At 66.3% G+C, this 14,076-nt stretch carries 15 protein-coding genes and 1 pseudogene; 4 read left to right on the top strand and 12 right to left on the bottom strand.

Translation table 11 applies throughout. The annotated features are described in order from the left end of the window. Positions 1-80, bottom strand: a pseudogene (locus ACE039_RS09545) (AraC family transcriptional regulator); the annotation flags it as partial. Between the two features lie 197 nt (positions 81-277). On the opposite strand from ACE039_RS09545, the gene ACE039_RS09540 reads away from it, so the two are divergent. Together ACE039_RS09540 and ACE039_RS09535 are read left to right on the top strand one after the other, a co-directional pair. Continuing rightward, complete coding sequence (locus tag ACE039_RS09540) at positions 278-784, top strand: 2-thiouracil desulfurase family protein (protein ID WP_448709326.1); 507 nt, start codon at positions 278-280, stop codon at positions 782-784. Then, positions 774-1,103 (top strand): hypothetical protein, encoded by a 330-nt coding sequence (locus tag ACE039_RS09535; protein ID WP_485822216.1) that lies wholly within the window; start codon positions 774-776, stop codon positions 1,101-1,103. The genes ACE039_RS09540 and ACE039_RS09535 overlap by 11 nt, the downstream gene beginning before the upstream one ends. 32 nt (positions 1,104-1,135) lie before the next feature. Here the strand turns inward: ACE039_RS09535 and ACE039_RS09530 are convergent, their stop codons facing one another. Both ACE039_RS09530 and ACE039_RS09525 read right to left on the bottom strand, forming a co-directional pair. Next, the gene (locus tag ACE039_RS09530; protein ID WP_485811237.1) at positions 1,136-2,113 is read right to left on the bottom strand and encodes a Bug family tripartite tricarboxylate transporter substrate binding protein; all 978 of its coding nucleotides are present in this window, start codon (positions 2,111-2,113) and stop codon (positions 1,136-1,138) included. Between the two features lie 130 nt (positions 2,114-2,243). Continuing rightward, positions 2,244-2,855, bottom strand: coding sequence for a hypothetical protein (locus tag ACE039_RS09525; protein ID WP_448708855.1), 612 nt, complete (start codon positions 2,853-2,855; stop codon positions 2,244-2,246). A gap of 472 nt (positions 2,856-3,327) precedes the next feature. Between ACE039_RS09525 and ACE039_RS09520 the strand changes: the two genes are divergently transcribed. Further along, positions 3,328-3,909: a TetR/AcrR family transcriptional regulator gene (locus ACE039_RS09520; protein WP_255410183.1), complete on the top strand. Its 582-nt coding sequence runs from the start codon at positions 3,328-3,330 to the stop codon at positions 3,907-3,909. 49 nt (positions 3,910-3,958) lie between these two features. Here ACE039_RS09520 and ACE039_RS09515 read toward each other — a convergent pair whose 3' ends face one another. Both ACE039_RS09515 and ACE039_RS09510 read right to left on the bottom strand, forming a co-directional pair. Further along, on the bottom strand, positions 3,959-4,933 hold the full coding sequence (locus ACE039_RS09515) for a tripartite tricarboxylate transporter substrate-binding protein (protein WP_485822215.1): 975 nt from the start codon (positions 4,931-4,933) through the stop codon (positions 3,959-3,961). Between the two features lie 148 nt (positions 4,934-5,081). Then, positions 5,082-5,477 (bottom strand): hypothetical protein, encoded by a 396-nt coding sequence (locus ACE039_RS09510; RefSeq protein WP_485822214.1) that lies wholly within the window; start codon positions 5,475-5,477, stop codon positions 5,082-5,084. 109 nt (positions 5,478-5,586) lie between these two features. On the opposite strand from ACE039_RS09510, the gene ACE039_RS09505 reads away from it, so the two are divergent. Then, positions 5,587-6,471 carry a LysR family transcriptional regulator gene (locus tag ACE039_RS09505; protein ID WP_105556777.1) on the top strand — a complete coding sequence of 295 codons (885 nt, stop codon included), beginning with the start codon at positions 5,587-5,589 and terminating at the stop codon, positions 6,469-6,471. Here the strand turns inward: ACE039_RS09505 and ACE039_RS09500 are convergent. From ACE039_RS09500 to ACE039_RS09470, 7 genes are all read right to left on the bottom strand, one after another. After that, entirely contained in the window at positions 6,468-7,862 is a 1,395-nt protein-coding gene (locus tag ACE039_RS09500; RefSeq protein WP_448708857.1) for a M20 family metallopeptidase, read from the bottom strand. The genes ACE039_RS09505 and ACE039_RS09500 overlap by 4 nt on opposite strands. Further along, a complete protein-coding gene (locus ACE039_RS09495) occupies positions 7,859-8,839 on the bottom strand; it encodes an ABC transporter ATP-binding protein (protein ID WP_448708858.1) in 981 nt (326 codons plus the stop codon). The genes ACE039_RS09500 and ACE039_RS09495 overlap by 4 nt, the downstream gene beginning before the upstream one ends. Continuing rightward, on the bottom strand, positions 8,836-9,825 hold the full coding sequence (locus tag ACE039_RS09490; RefSeq protein WP_105556780.1) for an ABC transporter ATP-binding protein: 990 nt from the start codon (positions 9,823-9,825) through the stop codon (positions 8,836-8,838). The genes ACE039_RS09495 and ACE039_RS09490 overlap by 4 nt, the downstream gene beginning before the upstream one ends. A gap of 1 nt (position 9,826) precedes the next feature. After that, positions 9,827-10,744 (bottom strand): ABC transporter permease, encoded by a 918-nt coding sequence (locus ACE039_RS09485; RefSeq protein WP_310029089.1) that lies wholly within the window; start codon positions 10,742-10,744, stop codon positions 9,827-9,829. Position 10,745: 1 nt separating this feature from the next. After that, positions 10,746-11,663: an ABC transporter permease gene (locus ACE039_RS09480; RefSeq protein ID WP_105556782.1), complete on the bottom strand. Its 918-nt coding sequence runs from the start codon at positions 11,661-11,663 to the stop codon at positions 10,746-10,748. A gap of 63 nt (positions 11,664-11,726) precedes the next feature. Continuing rightward, entirely contained in the window at positions 11,727-13,295 is a 1,569-nt protein-coding gene (locus tag ACE039_RS09475; protein WP_485822213.1) for an ABC transporter substrate-binding protein, read from the bottom strand. 107 nt (positions 13,296-13,402) lie between these two features. Beyond that, positions 13,403-14,068, bottom strand: a complete 666-nt coding sequence (locus ACE039_RS09470) for a GntR family transcriptional regulator (protein WP_332009472.1) — start codon at positions 14,066-14,068, stop codon at positions 13,403-13,405. Between the last annotated feature and the right edge of the window lie 8 nt (positions 14,069-14,076).

Below are 14,076 nucleotides of genomic sequence, written 5' to 3'. Positions count from 1 at the left end.
CCCCCCGGCGTCACGCCTAATTCGCGTTTGAACATGGCGATGAACGCGCTGACGTTGTCGTAGCCCAATTCCAGTGTCACTTCGACATCCTGCAAATCCAGGATGCCAGCCTGCGCGCCTGGGTCCGGGAAGCGGAAGCCGAAAGGGAAACGGAAGCAGGCCGGCGCCAAGGTGGTTAAGCGCCGGGCAAGCGCGGCCCGGTGGTCTATGATTCCTCGTTTTCCACCTGCGCCGCGGCTTGCCGCCCGCCCCTGGGCGTCGTGCCCGTCGGATTTTCATGCAATACGTATTGATCAGTTCCTGCCTGTTGGGCAATCCCGTGCGCTACGACGGGCGCGGCGTGCCCCATGGCGATGCCGTGCTGACGCGTTGGCTGGCAGAAGGCCGCGTCGTGCCGGTCTGCCCCGAAGTGGCGGGCGGCATGCCGATTCCCCGGCCGCCAGCAGAGATCGAACCCGGCAGGGCGGCCGCCGCCGTGCTGGACGCGGGGGCGCGGGTCGTGGCGGTGACGGGTGAAGACGTCACGCAGCCCTTCGTGCAGGGCGCGCACGCGGCGCTGGCTGCCGCGCAGGAACACGGCATCCACGTGGCGGTGCTGAAAGAAGGCAGCCCGTCCTGCGGCAGCGGCTATGTGTATGACGGCCATTTCGCGGGCCGGCGCCAGACGGGCGTCGGCGTGACGGCGGAACTGCTGACCCGGGCGGGCTTACGGGTCTTCAGCGAAAAGCAATGGGCCGAGGCCGCGGCCTGTCTGGCGGCATGGGAGGCGCGGCATGTGGATTAGCGCGGGCGTATTGATGTTGGCGGTGGTGGCTGCGGCCTTCGCCTGGCGTGCGGGCAGGGTCTCCGGACAGTCGGCTGGCGTGGCCGGTGTTCGCCGGTGGCGGGCGCGTATCGCCGCCGTGCTGTTCCTGCCGTTGTCCGCATGCTTCTTCTACGCCTGGTACGCGTTCTACTGGAAGTGGGATTTCAACGAACTGGGCCGCTACTACGACCCCATCGACCAGGTGGTCTACACGTCGTCCGGCTTTGTCTGGGTGGTGCCGGCGGCCTTGCTGCTGGCCGCCGGGCTGCTGTGCGCCTGGCGCGGCTGGCGGCGCTGAATCGGGGTTGAACCCGCGCTGCGCCGGGCGGGTCATTCGCTGCGGATGTTCGCCGCTTTGACGATCTTGCCGTTGTCGGCATATTCCCGCCGGACCTGTTCCGCGAATTGCTCCACGCTGCCGGGCGACATGATGTTCAACGCATCGGTCAGGGGCTTGCTGATGTCGGGCATGGCGGCCACCTTGTTGATCACCGCGTTCATGCGCAGCCGGAAGTCGGCGGTGGAGCTGCCCGGTGCAAAGAAGCCGAAGGTGGATGTCATGTTGGCCATGGGATAACCCAGCTCCGCGAACGTCGGCGTGTCGGGCCGTGCGGGCAGGCGGGCCGGTGACCCTACCGCCAGCAGCTTGAGCTTGCCTTCGTCGATCAGCGTGTTGATGGGGGCAGACGCATTGACCAGCATCAACGTGAACTGGCCGCCCAGGGCGTCAGGCACCATCTGCGCCATGCCTTTGTACGGGACGTGGGTGATGCGCACCTTGGCCTGGCCGTTGATCTGTTCCAGCATCAGGTGGCCCAGCGACCCGACGCCGGCCGTTGCCAGCGACAGCCCGTCGGGGTCTGCCTTGGCCTGGGTCAGCATGTCCTTGAAATCCTTACCCGTGAATTTCGGGCCGCCCACCAGGTACACCGGCGAATACATGACGGCGGCCACCGGCGCCAGGTCTTTCAACGGCTCGTACAGCGTTTTCATCACGTGGGGCGACAGCGTCACCGGGCTGACGGCGGTAAAGCCCAGGGTGTTCTCGTCGTGCGCGCGCGCCACGGTATTCATACCGATCATGCCGCCCGCGCCGCCGCGGTTTTCAACGACGACAGGCCGGCCGAGTTCGACGGCAAGCTTCTGCGCGAAAGCGCGCGCGGTATTGTCGACGATGCCGCCCGCGCCATAGGGCACCACAATGGTCAGCGCGGGCGCCTTGGCGTCGGGCTGGGCGTGTACCGCAAATGAGGCGGCGCAGATGGCGCTGAATGCGCACAGGCCGGCGAACCGCTTGAACTTGAGCATGGCTTCCCCTTGATGCCCGGCGCCGCATGGGACCGCCGTGCGTTCTGGCGGCCATCCAATGCGGCGCGCCGGCATGCAGTGTGTGCAGGCCGGCGCGTTGGGGCAATCGGGAATATCCGGGGTTGCGGCGTCAGTTGGCGCGGTAGCCGCGGCTGGTCATGCAGGAATCCAGGGCGCTGTTGTAGGAATCCACCATGATCTGCGTGGTCCATTGCGAGATGGTGGCCGGGTCGTAGCCGCTTTGGTTCATGGCCCAGCGTTGGCAATCGGCCGTGGCGTTCGCCTGCGCCTGATTGACCTTCGGCGCGGCCTCGTACTCCACCGGCGCGTATTGCGGTTGGGACTGAGGTTGCGCATAGGCGACGGGGGGCGCGGCATAGACCGGCGGCGTGTCGTAGACCGGTTCGGCATACACGGGAGGGCTGGTATAGCCGACGCCGGGCGAAGCGTAGACGCCCGTCTGCGCATAGGTCGGGCCCGAGTCCGCCGCCAGCAGCAAGCCGACCGCCGCCAGCGCGAATGCGCCACCCACCCACCATCCGGCCGAACTGCTGCCGCCGCCACCATGGTGGCGATATCCGTCGCCGCCGTGATAGCCGCCGTGGTAATTGCCGCCGCCATAGCCGCCGTGGCCGCCACCGTAGCCGCCTCCCCAACCGCCGCGTCCGCCCGCCATCGCGGGCGCGCTTGCCATGGCAAGCGCCAACGCCGCGACGAGCATCCGGCCTGTAAACCGTTTCATGATCGTGCTCCTGAACGCCTTGCGCAGGCACATTGCATGGCGCAAAGCGATACCGTTACTTTACTGCCACGAATGCCCTAAAAGTTGTTGCAAAAGCTACGGGCATTTCAACTCGCTTCAGCGCATGTTGCAGGAACGCGACCCGCCGGCGACAACGGGGGCGGCCCATTTGTCGCCAAATTGCGACGATGCATTGTTCAACGTTTCGTAAGTCACGTAACGGGTCCGTGGGACGGTTTCGTTTCAGAAAACGGACTCCCCACCGTGCCGCCTGCCGGATCCGGCCGTGCGGGGCGAACGGAGCCCACCGCAACAAGCGTAACGATCGTGATTTCACGCTGCCGGGCGGGCCGGTGAAACAGTGGCGGAAAGCCATGAACGGTAGTACTTTCTCGCGATGATTACGGCACGACCCACTTCTTTATCGCAAGACAAGCGTCTCACGAAAGGTGAACGCACACGGTTACAGCTTCTGGAGGTTGCTGCGGCGGAGTTCGCCGAGCGCGGATTCCAGCAGACACGGATCAGCGACATCGTCGCCCGCGCCGGCGTGACCCAGCCCGTCTTCTATCAATACTTCCCAAGCAAGCAAGCCGCTTATGATGAATTGGTGGGCATGTTCGCGCAGCGCTTGCGGCAAGCCATCAGCCAGGCGCGCTTGCCCGCCGAACTGGACGGCTCGGAACTGGCGGACCGCATCCGCCGAGGCGTCCGCGCGCTGCTTGCCATCTTGCAGGAAGACCCCAACCTGACCCGCATCGGCTTCTTCCAGGTGGCGGCGGCCGAAGCGCTGAAGGACGAATTGGTGGCGATGATCGCCGACAACGTCCGCGCCGAGCAGCAGGCAGGCCTGTTTCGGACGACGATCCCGGCGGACTGGTTCGCGCAGTCGCTGATGGGCATCATCGAACGCTTCACGCGCCAAATGCCCGACGCCGCGCAGCAGCAGGCCTTGGCGGCGTTCATCACCGACTTGTTGCTGGACGGCATACGGGGACCCGACCCCGGCCCGGATTGTCGCCCCGACCGGCAGCCGCCACGTCAAGCCTCCTAGCCGGAGGCTTTTTTTTGCCTGGGCACGGCCCAGGCAAAAAGCGCTCGTGTTATTCGACCCGCGCCCCGGATGCCGCCACCAGCTTGCCGGCTGCCTCCCAGTCCGCCTTCAGCAGTTGCTGAAACTGTTCGGGGCTCTTGGCGCCGGTTTCGACACCCAGGGATGCCAGGCGCGCCTGCACCTTGGGGTCGGCCAGCACCTTGTTCACCGCCGCGTTGATCTTGTCACGTTCGGCCGACGGCAGCCCGGCCGGCGCCAACAGGCCCAGCCAGGAATCGAAGGCATAGCCCGGCAAGCCGCTTTCGGCGACGGTGGGCAGGTCGGGTGCGAAACGCGAACGGGTCTTGCCGGTGTAGGCCAGGAAGGTCACGCGCGGATCCTGGCGGTAGGCCGTGACGCCGATGGTGGCCGCCGTGACCGCCTGGACGCGGCCGGCCAGCAATTCCGTGACGGCATCGCCCGTGGATTTCATGGGAATGTGCTGCATCTGCGCGCCGGCGGCGGCCAGGAACGACGCCATGCCCAGGTGGGAGGCGCTGCCGTTGCCGGCCGAGGCATAGTCGTATGCGCCGGGCTTGGCTTTGATGGCCTGGATGAACTCGGCCGGGTTCTTCACGTTCAAGCTGGCGGACGCCAGGATGATGTAGCCGGTGTTGCCCAGATAGGCCACGCCGGTGAAGTCCTTATAGGGATCGTAGCTGAGGTTCTTGTACAGATAGCCGGCGATGTGATGGCTGGCCGCGGCCAGCACCAGCGTGTTGCCGTCCGGCGCGGCGCGGGCGACTTGCGACGTGCCCACGGTGCCGCCCGCGCCTGCGCGGTTTTCCACCACGATGGACGCGTTCAGCGCCTGGCCCAGCTCGTCGCCGATGGCGCGGGCGATGGTGTCCTGGACGGCGCCGGTGCCGTAAGGGACGACGATGCGCACGACGCGTTGCTGGGCTTGGGCGACGCCGATGCCGGCCGCGGCCAGCGTCAGGGCAAGCAGGGTGCTGCGGCGTACCGCGAGAAATCGGAAAGGCATGAAGGCGGCTCGTATGGAAGGCGCGCATCGGCGGAATGCCGACGCGACGGGACGGCGTTGGACTCTAATGATTCCCGCCGCTTGCGCCAACGATTTATTCCCCGCTTGCATATAGCTGCAAGGGATATGGCGAACCGGGCCGCGCGCTTCAGGCCCAGGTCTCGTGCAGATGCGCCCAGAGCGGCGGGCCGCCGGCGTCGGCGGTGAACAGGACGGTGGCGCGCCGCTGGGTCGCGCCATTACGCCAGGCGTGCCGTTCGCGGTAGCTCAGCAGCACCGAGGCCGCGTCCGCGTGCCGCACTGCCATCTCATCGATGCCGATCTTCAAGCCGGGGCGCGCACCGCGCAGGCCGGCGAACAGGGCCGGCAGCGCGTCACCGGCCAAGCGCTGGCCATCGGTCGTGATCATGGTGAAGCCAGGCGCGAAGCCGGACAGCAGTTCCGCCAAGGCGTCGTCGGGTGCATCGGGCTGGCCGATCCATTGCTCGATCAGGGCATGAGCATCAAGCGTCAGACGCAGGCAGGTGGCGGGCAGATCGGTCATAACAGGCTTCATCGACGAAAGGGAGGGTCATTCTAGGTGGCGTGTGGTGCCGAAAAAAGACCCTATTGGCAGATATACTGTTCGTGTTTTTTTGACAATGAGGCGCGCCGTGATCAACCTGAATCGTCTGTCGATGTTTGTCGCGGTCGTGGAAGCTGGCTCGTTCACGGCGGCGGCCGACACGTTGGGCGTTACCAAAGCCGTGGTCAGCTTCAATCTCAAGCAATTGGAACGAGAGCTGGGCGTGGCGCTGCTGACCCGCAGCACCCGTCGGCTGGCGCTGACCGAGGCAGGTGAAGGCTTCTATGCAGAATGCGCGCGTCTGCTGCGCGAGGCCGAGGCGGCCGTGGACCAGGCGCGGTCGGGGCAGGCCACCCTGTCGGGCAGTTTGCGTGTGACCGCCACGGTGGACTATGGCAACCGGATCGTTGCGCCGGCGTTGGCGGCTTTTGCTCGCCGCCATCCGGCGCTGCGCGTCAGCTATCAGGCCAGCTCCGCGCACGCCGACCTGATTGGCGACCGGCTGGATCTGGCGATCCGCGTGGGCGCCCTGGCGGATTCGAGTTACCGCGCAACGCCGATCGGTGAATTCAAGCTGCTGTTGGTGGCCAGCCCCGCCTTGCTGGCGGCACATGGCGCGCCGCGCACGCCGCAAGCCCTGGCCGCGATGCCGTGGCTGGCGAACCGTCCTGGCCGCAGCGGCCATTGGCGCCTGACGGACGGCAAGGGCCGCGAACACGCGCTGCGCGTCGCGCCCGTTGCGCATGCCGACACGGCATCGGCGCTGCTGGCATTTGCCGAGGCGGGCTGCGGCGTGGCCGCGTTGCCCGACTGGCTGCTGGAAGAACCCCTGGCGCGCGGCGTGGTGCAGCGAGTGTTGCCGTCGTACTCGCTGCCACCGCAACCGGTGTTCGCGGTCTATCCCGACACCCGCCACATCAGCGCCAAGGTCCGGCGCTTCATTGATTTCCTGCGCGCGCCCGAACGGCCTTAGCGTGCCACGGCGGGGGTGCCGCCGGCGCCCAGATCCCAGTACAAACCCGTCATCAAGCCCAGCGCCTGCCGAAGCAGTTCCGGCGGCAGGTGTTCATTGGGCGCGTGCTGCGAGCAGCCGGGATACGAATGCGGCACCCAGATCGTGCGCAGGCCCAGCACATCCGTGAAGATGTCATTGGGCAGCGAGCCGCCCAGGTTGGGCAGCAGGGCGGTCTTTTCGCCGGACGTGCGTTCCAGCGAGTTCACCGCCCATTGCACCCAGTCGTCGTCCGGGTCGATACGGGTCGCGCAGAACATGGATTCTCGCGTGAGCGAGATCTTCACCATCGGGAAGCCCTGGCGGTCCAGATGCCGGCGCAACGCCGGAATCAGGTCGTCCGGATTCACGCCCACCACGAAGCGCAACTGGCAGCGAGCCCATGCCTTTGGCGGGATGGCGTTGACGGGCGTGTCCGGGTTGCCGGTCTTGTAGGCCAGCACCTCGAAAGAACACCAGCCGAACACGCGTTCGGCCGGCGACAGGCCCGGCTCGCCCCATTCCGGTTCGATCTCGGGCCCGTCCGCGCCGCCGTCCACCTGGCAATCGGCCAGCGCCCGGCGCACGGCGGCCGGCAGTTCGGCCGGCACCCATTCGGGGATGCGGATCTGGCCCGTGGGCGAGACGATCGTGGCGATGGCGTGCGCCAGCTGGATGCCCGGGTTGGAGATCAGCCCGCCCCAGTTGCCGGAATGGTGGCCGCCGGCGCGCGCGTCGATGCTCAGGTCGAAGTTCAGACTGCCGCGCGCGCCCAGGAAAATGGTGGGCCGCCTGGCCGCCAGGCGCGGGCCGTCGGAAGCAATCAGCAGGTCGGCGGCCAGCATGTCGCGATGTTCGGCGCACAGTTCGCGCAGGCCCATCGAGCCGGTCTCTTCGCCCATCTCGATCAGGTACTTGGCGTTGAAGCCAAGCTTGCCGCGGGTTTCCAGCACCAGCCGCAGGGCCTCCATATTGATGGTGTGCTGGCCTTTGTTGTCGGCGATGCCGCGGCCATACCAGCGGCCTTCGGCTTCGGTCAGCGCCCAGGGCGACAGGCCGTCCTTCCATTCCTTTTCCAGACCGCGGATGACGTCGCCGTGTCCATAGCCCAGCACGGTGGGCAGGGCGGGATCTTCGATGCGTTCGGCATACAGGAAGGGGGCCAGCGCCTTGGGATGCGTCAGCGTGCGGCAGGTGAAGCCCAGGGCCTCGAACGCGGGGCGGATCTCGGATTCCAGATAGTCGGCCAGCACCGCCGCGCGGTCCGGGTTCTGGCTTTCCGTGGGCAGCGCCAGCCGGCGCGCCAGCAGCGCGCGGAAGGCGCCCGAATCAAAACAGTGTTCCGCCTGGGCGATGGCTTGCTCACGGGTCATGATGGTCGGGCTCCGTCGGGATGAGAGGAAGAAGTCGGGTACAGGTGGCAGGCCACCACGGATTCGTCGCGCAATGCCAAGGCCGGCCGGTCGATCTTGCATTGCGCCATCGCGGACTGGCAGCGTGGATGGAAGGGGCAGCCGGGCGGCGGATGCAAGGGGTCGGGAAAAGACAGCCCCAACCCCATGTCGGGGATGCCCAGGCCCGGCTCCGGCGTCAGCACGGACGCCAGCAGCGCCTGGGTGTAAGGATGGCGAGGGGCGTGAAACAACTGCGCGGTGGGCGAAGATTCCACCACGCGTCCCAGGTACATCACGGCGACGTGCGTGGCGATGTGCTCCACCACCGCCAGGTTGTGGCTGATGAAGACATAGGTCAGGTTGAATTCGCGCCGCAGGTCCATCAGCAGGTTCATGATCTGCGCCTGCACCGAGACGTCCAGCGCCGAAGTGGGTTCGTCGCAGATGACGATCTCGGGGTGCATGACCAGCGCGCGGGCGATGGCCACGCGTTGCCGCTGCCCGCCCGACAGCTGACCCGGCGTGTTGTGCGCCAGGCGCGCGGGCAACCCCACGCGTTCCAGCATCTCGATGGCCTTATGCAGCTTGGGGTTGGGGATGCCGTGCACTTCCAGGGGCAGCGACACGATGGATGCGATGGACCGGCGCGGGTTCAAGGACGAGTACGGGTCCTGGAAAATCGGCTGCACCCGGCGCGCCAGCGCGCGGCGGTCCATTTGGCGGATATCCTGGCCGTCCAGCTTGATCGCGCCTTCGGTGGGGGGCGTCAAGCCCAGCAGCATGCGGGCCAGCGTGGATTTACCGCAGCCGGATTCGCCCACGATGCCCAGCACCGCGCCTCGTTCGACGGCAAGGTCCACGCCATTGACGGCATGCAGCGTGCTGCGCGGCTTGAACATGCCCGCGCGGATCGAAAACTGCCGGCTGACGGCATCGGCTTGCAAGAGCGCGCTCATGCCGGGACTCCTTCTTCTTGGCGGATGCAGCGCCATTGCTGTTCGGGCGGGCGGCCATGAACGGGGATCGTGTCGCGGCACTGCGCTTGCGCGTGGCGGCAGCGGTCGGCGAAAGCGCAGCCGCGCAGGTCGCCCACCAGTGACGGCACGACGCCGGGGATGGTGCCCAGCGATTCGCCGGGCGGCGTGCGTCCGGGCACGGGGATACAGCCCAGCAGTCCCTGGGTATAGGGATGGCGGGGCGTGGCGAAGATGCTTTCCACCGGACCTTCCTCGACGATTTGGCCCGCATACATCACGGCGACCTGCCGCGCGATGCGCGCCACCACGCCCAGGTCGTGGGTAATCAGCACCATGGCGATGCCCAGTTCCGCCTGCAAGTCCGCCAGAAGGCGCAGGATCTGCGCCTGGATGGTGACGTCCAGTGCGGTGCTGGGTTCATCGGCGATAAGCAGTTCGGGGCCGCACATCAGCGCCATCGCGATCATCACGCGCTGACGCAGGCCGCCCGACAACTGGTGCGGGTACTGCGTCAGCCGCTGTCCGGCGGACGCAATACCGACTTTCTCCAGCAGTTCAACGGCACGGTCGCGTGCCTGCTGCTTGCTGGCATGGCGGTGGTGGATGTAGTGCTCGGTCAGTTGTTCACCGATGGCGTAGGCGGGATTCAAAGCCGTCATCGGCTCCTGGAAGATCATCGCCATCTTGCTGCCGCGCAAGGCGTTGATGCGACGGCCGCGCGCCGCGGACAGGTCTTCTCCCAGCACCGACAGCCGGCGCGTGCTGCGCGTGGCGGCCTTGGGCAGCAAGCCCATGATGGCCAGCGACGTCATCGACTTGCCGCAGCCCGATTCGCCCACCAGGCACAGCGTTTCGCCGCGCCGAACCTGAAAGGACACATCACGCACCGCATGCAGCGGGCCGCGTGGCGTGGCGATGTCGACGGTCAGCCCTTGCACGTCCAGGACGATTTCCTTGTCGTTCATGTCAGGCCCTCTCTTCAGGCGTCAGCAGTTGGTGCAGCCCGTCGCCGGCCAGGTTGATCGCGAAGATCAGCAGCGCCAGCGCCGATCCCGGAATGGCGATCAGCCAGAACGAGAAGAACATGTAGGCCTTGGCCTCGGAGATCATCAGGCCCCAGGACGGCAGCGGCGGCTGCACGCCCAAGCCCAGGAACGACAGCGAGGCCTCCAGCAGGATGGCGCTGGCGGCTTCCAGCGTGGCGATCACGATCAATTGCGGCACCACGTTGGGCAGGACTTCGCCCCAGACAATGCGCCAGGTCGATGCACCGGCGGCCTGCGCCGCGGCCACATATTCCAGCGACCGTACCTGCTGCGTGGCGCTGCGCATCACGACGGCGTAGCGGTCCCATTTGAGCAGGCCCAGCACCAGGATCACCACCCACAGCGACCCGCCGACGATGGCCACGGTGGCCAGCGCCACCAGAATGACGGGCATCGACAGCCGGGTCGTTATCAGGAAGGACACCGCCATGTCGACCTTGCCGCCAAAGTAGCCGGCTGCCATGCCCATTGCCGTGCCGATCAGCCCGGAAATGAGCGCCACGCTGATACCGATCAAGAGCGAAATGCGCGCACCGTAGAACAGCCGGGACAGGTAATCGCGGCCCAGCTGGTCGGTGCCCAGCGGATGCAGCCAGGTGCCTTTGTCATACCAGACGGGCGGCGCCGTGCGGTAGGCCAGGTCCTGGAAGTAGGGATCGTGCGGGGCAATCCACGGCGCCAGCAGCGCAATCAGCACGATGACGAGCAGGATGCCGCCGCCCGCCAGCAGGGCCTTGTTGCGGCGGAGCCGGCGCCACCGGAGGGTGGAGGCGGACAGTTCCAGCGGGGCCGGCGCGGGGGCGCCGGGCGCGGCGGGAGTCAGGATAGGCGTATTCATGTCAGGACACCCGGATGCGCGGATCCAGCCACGCGTTGGCGATATCGGCGGCAAGCGTCAGCAATACGTACAGCACGGACAGCAGCAGCACGATCAACTGCATGACGGGGTAGTCCTTGTACGTGATGCTCTGGTAGGCCAGGTAACCCAGTCCGTCCAGCGCGTAGATCGTTTCGATGACGACCGAGCCGCCCAGCAGGTAGCCCAGCTGCACCGCGGCAAGCGCCACCACCGGCACGATGGCATTGCGCAGCGCATGCTTGAAGATGATCTTGCGCGCCGGCAGCCCCTTGGCGCGCGCCGTGCGGATATAGTCGGCGCCCAACACTTCGATCATGCCGGCGCGGATCAGCCGCATGAAGGCCGGCGCCACGTAGTAGCCCAGCGCGATGGCCGGCATCACGAAATGCTGCCAGGTGCCGCTGCCCGACACAGGCAGGATGCGCAGCGAGATGGAGAACAGCATGATCAGGATCAGCGCAAAGAAGAAGTTGGGCAGCGCCTGGCCCAGCACGGCGATGGCCAGGCAGATGCGGTCGATCAGGCTACCTTTATAGAGCGCGGCCAGCACGCCCAGCGGAATGGATATCAGCAGTGCGAACCCCAGCGCGCCCATGCCCAGCAACAAGGTGGTCTTGAGCTTGGACAGGATCAGCGGGCCCGCTTCCGTCTTGAAATACACCGACGTGCCGAAATCGCCTTGCAGGATATGCCAGAGCCAGTCGGCGTACTGCACCACAAGGGGGCGGTCCAGGCCGTAGGTCTTGCGGATCATGTCGATGTCCGCCTGGCGCGCGCCTTCGCCCGCCAGGGCCAGGGCCGGGTCGCCGGACAGATGCAGCAGCAGGAACGCCAGGATTGAAACGGTCAGCGCCACCAGCGCCGCCAGGCCCAGGCGCCTGATCGTGAAATAAAGCATAGGACTTCCTCTATCGTTTCACCGCCCCGGGCCGGCGCAAGACCCGCCCGGGGCAACCCTGCGTTACTTCCAGCTCATGTCCCAGAAGCGCACGAGCTCGTCCGAGTAGGGCTTGAAGTTCACGTCCTTGGTGGCGACGTAGTAGGCGGGCAGCGTCCACAGCGGCACCGCATAGGCCTTCTGCGCGATCAGGTCCAGCGCCTCTTTGTAGGCGGCCTTGCGCGGGGCGGGGTCGATCGTGTGGTCGCCCTTGTTGAGCAAGTCGCGCACCTTCGTGTCGCGCGTGACGTCGTCGTTGCCGAAGGCGAAGTACACCGGCGTGGACGCCGAGACGTCGTTGACCAGGTTGGAGCCCCAGGTCTGGTGAGTCAGCGATGCCTTGTTGGCGCGGATCATGTCGCGCATGGCGGCGTACTGCAGGTAGTTCAGCTTGGCGCGGATGCCCACCGCCTGCAGGTAGTTGATGATGGCTTCGGTCTGGTTGCGCTCGCGGTACGCCACGATGTCGATGTCGAAGCCATTGGCATAACCGGCGTCGGCCAGCAGCTTCTTGGCCAGCGCGGGGTCGTACTTGTAGGTGGGCGCGCCGTCCTGCGTGCAGCCGACCTGCGACGGCGTGCAGATGGTGTTGATCAGCCCGCCGCCTTCGCCCACGATGTTCTTCAGCATGGCGTCGCGGTCGATCGCGTGGATGATGGCCTTGCGGACGCGTTCGTCCTTGAGCTGGGGCGCAGGCGTGCCGTCCTGGATGTTCATCTGCATGAACACGATGCGCATCGTATTGCCCGTGACCATCTGCAGGTTGGGCATCTGGCCCAGTTGTTCCGCCTGGTCCTTGGGCACGCTCATGATCAGGTCTTCGCCGCCCGAGATCACTTCGGCCATCTGGGTCTGGCGGTCGGGGATGAAGCGAATGACCACGCGGCCGATCTTCGGCTGCGCCTTGGGCGAGTCCTTGAAGTAGTCGGCGTTGCGCTCCAGCGTGATGGACTTGCCGGGCTGGTAGTCGGTGACCTTGTAGGGGCCCGAGCCCACCGGCTTGGCGTTCATGCCCTTGGGGCCGACTTCCTGGTAATACTTGGCCGGATGGATGGCGGCGGTGGTCGACAGGTATTCCTTGGCGCCGGGGAAGGGCTCCTTGGTGGTCAGGCGCACCTTGTACTTGTCGATCTTCTCGACCTTGTCGATCCAGGCCACGTTTTGCTGCGTGACGGCCTTATTCTTGGGATCGGCCACATAGTTCAGCGTGTACACCACCGAGTCCGCGTCGAATTCCTCGCCGTTATGGAATTTCACGCCTTCGCGCAGCTCGAATTCCATCGTCTTGTCGTCGACCTGCTTCCAGCTCTTGGCCAACTGGCCCTTGTACTCATTGGTGACGGGATCGCGATATAGCAGCGTGTCCCAGACGTTGGCGGCGATGATGACGCCGATCCGCACGTTGTTGAAATACGGGTCCACGCTTTCCGGCGCCTGGTCGTAAGCCATGCGCAGGGTGTCGTCCTTCTTGCCGGCCAGCGCGGGCTGGGAGGCAAGCGTGGCGCAGGCCAGCAAGGCGGCGGCCAGCGCGCGAAGGGCAGGGGTGCGGCGGAACGGCAAGGGTGAGACGGGTGTGAAGCGACAATCAGCCATGGTGAAGGCTCCTCTGGAAGGCACTACATGTACTGCGTATCCATCATCTCGCTCCGGGCCGCGCCACCCTGGTTCTTATCGTTATCGTTCGTGCGCCGGGAATCGCTTCAACCGGAATCGGACGACTGCGCGGTCGCGGGGGCCTGCCCTGCGTTCAACGTCTTCAGCGCGGCCTCGCACTTGCGCTGCAAGTGCTGCCGCATGATGCCCGCCAGCCGGTCCGCGTCGCGCGCGTTCAGGGCGTCGGCCATTTCGATGTGTTCCCGCATCGCCAGATCCCATTTCTGGCGGTTTTCGTTCGACACGAAGCGCAGGTTCTGCACACGCGCGTTCTGGGCGTCGTACAGCTGCTTGAGCAGGCTGTTGTGCGAGGCCAGGCTGATGCGTTCGTGGATTTCGCGGTTGGTGCGGAAGTACGTGGGCAGGTCGTGGCGGGCGTGGCTGGCCATCATTTCGTAGGTCAGCGCGCGGATTTCCGCGATTTCGACATCGGTCGCCCGTTCGCAGGCCAGCCGGCATGACATGGCTTCCAGCCCGCCGATGACCTCGAAGGCTTCGCGGATATTCGCCTCGGACAGCGCCACCACCTGGGCGCCCCGGTTCGGCTCGATCTGGACCAGCCCTTCGGCGGCCAGTACCCGGAATGCTTCGCGCATCGGGGTGCGCGACACGCCAAGCAGGTCGCACAGCGCGCGTTCGTTCAGACGGGAGCCGGGCGGGAATTCGCCCTGGATGATGCGTTCGCGCAGCTGGCCTGCCACCGCGCCGGGCAGCGTGCGCC

The organism is Achromobacter maghribensis (assembly GCF_057334215.1).
Note: the sequence above shows the minus strand (reverse complement) of the source record. Positions and strands in the feature narration are given on the sequence as shown.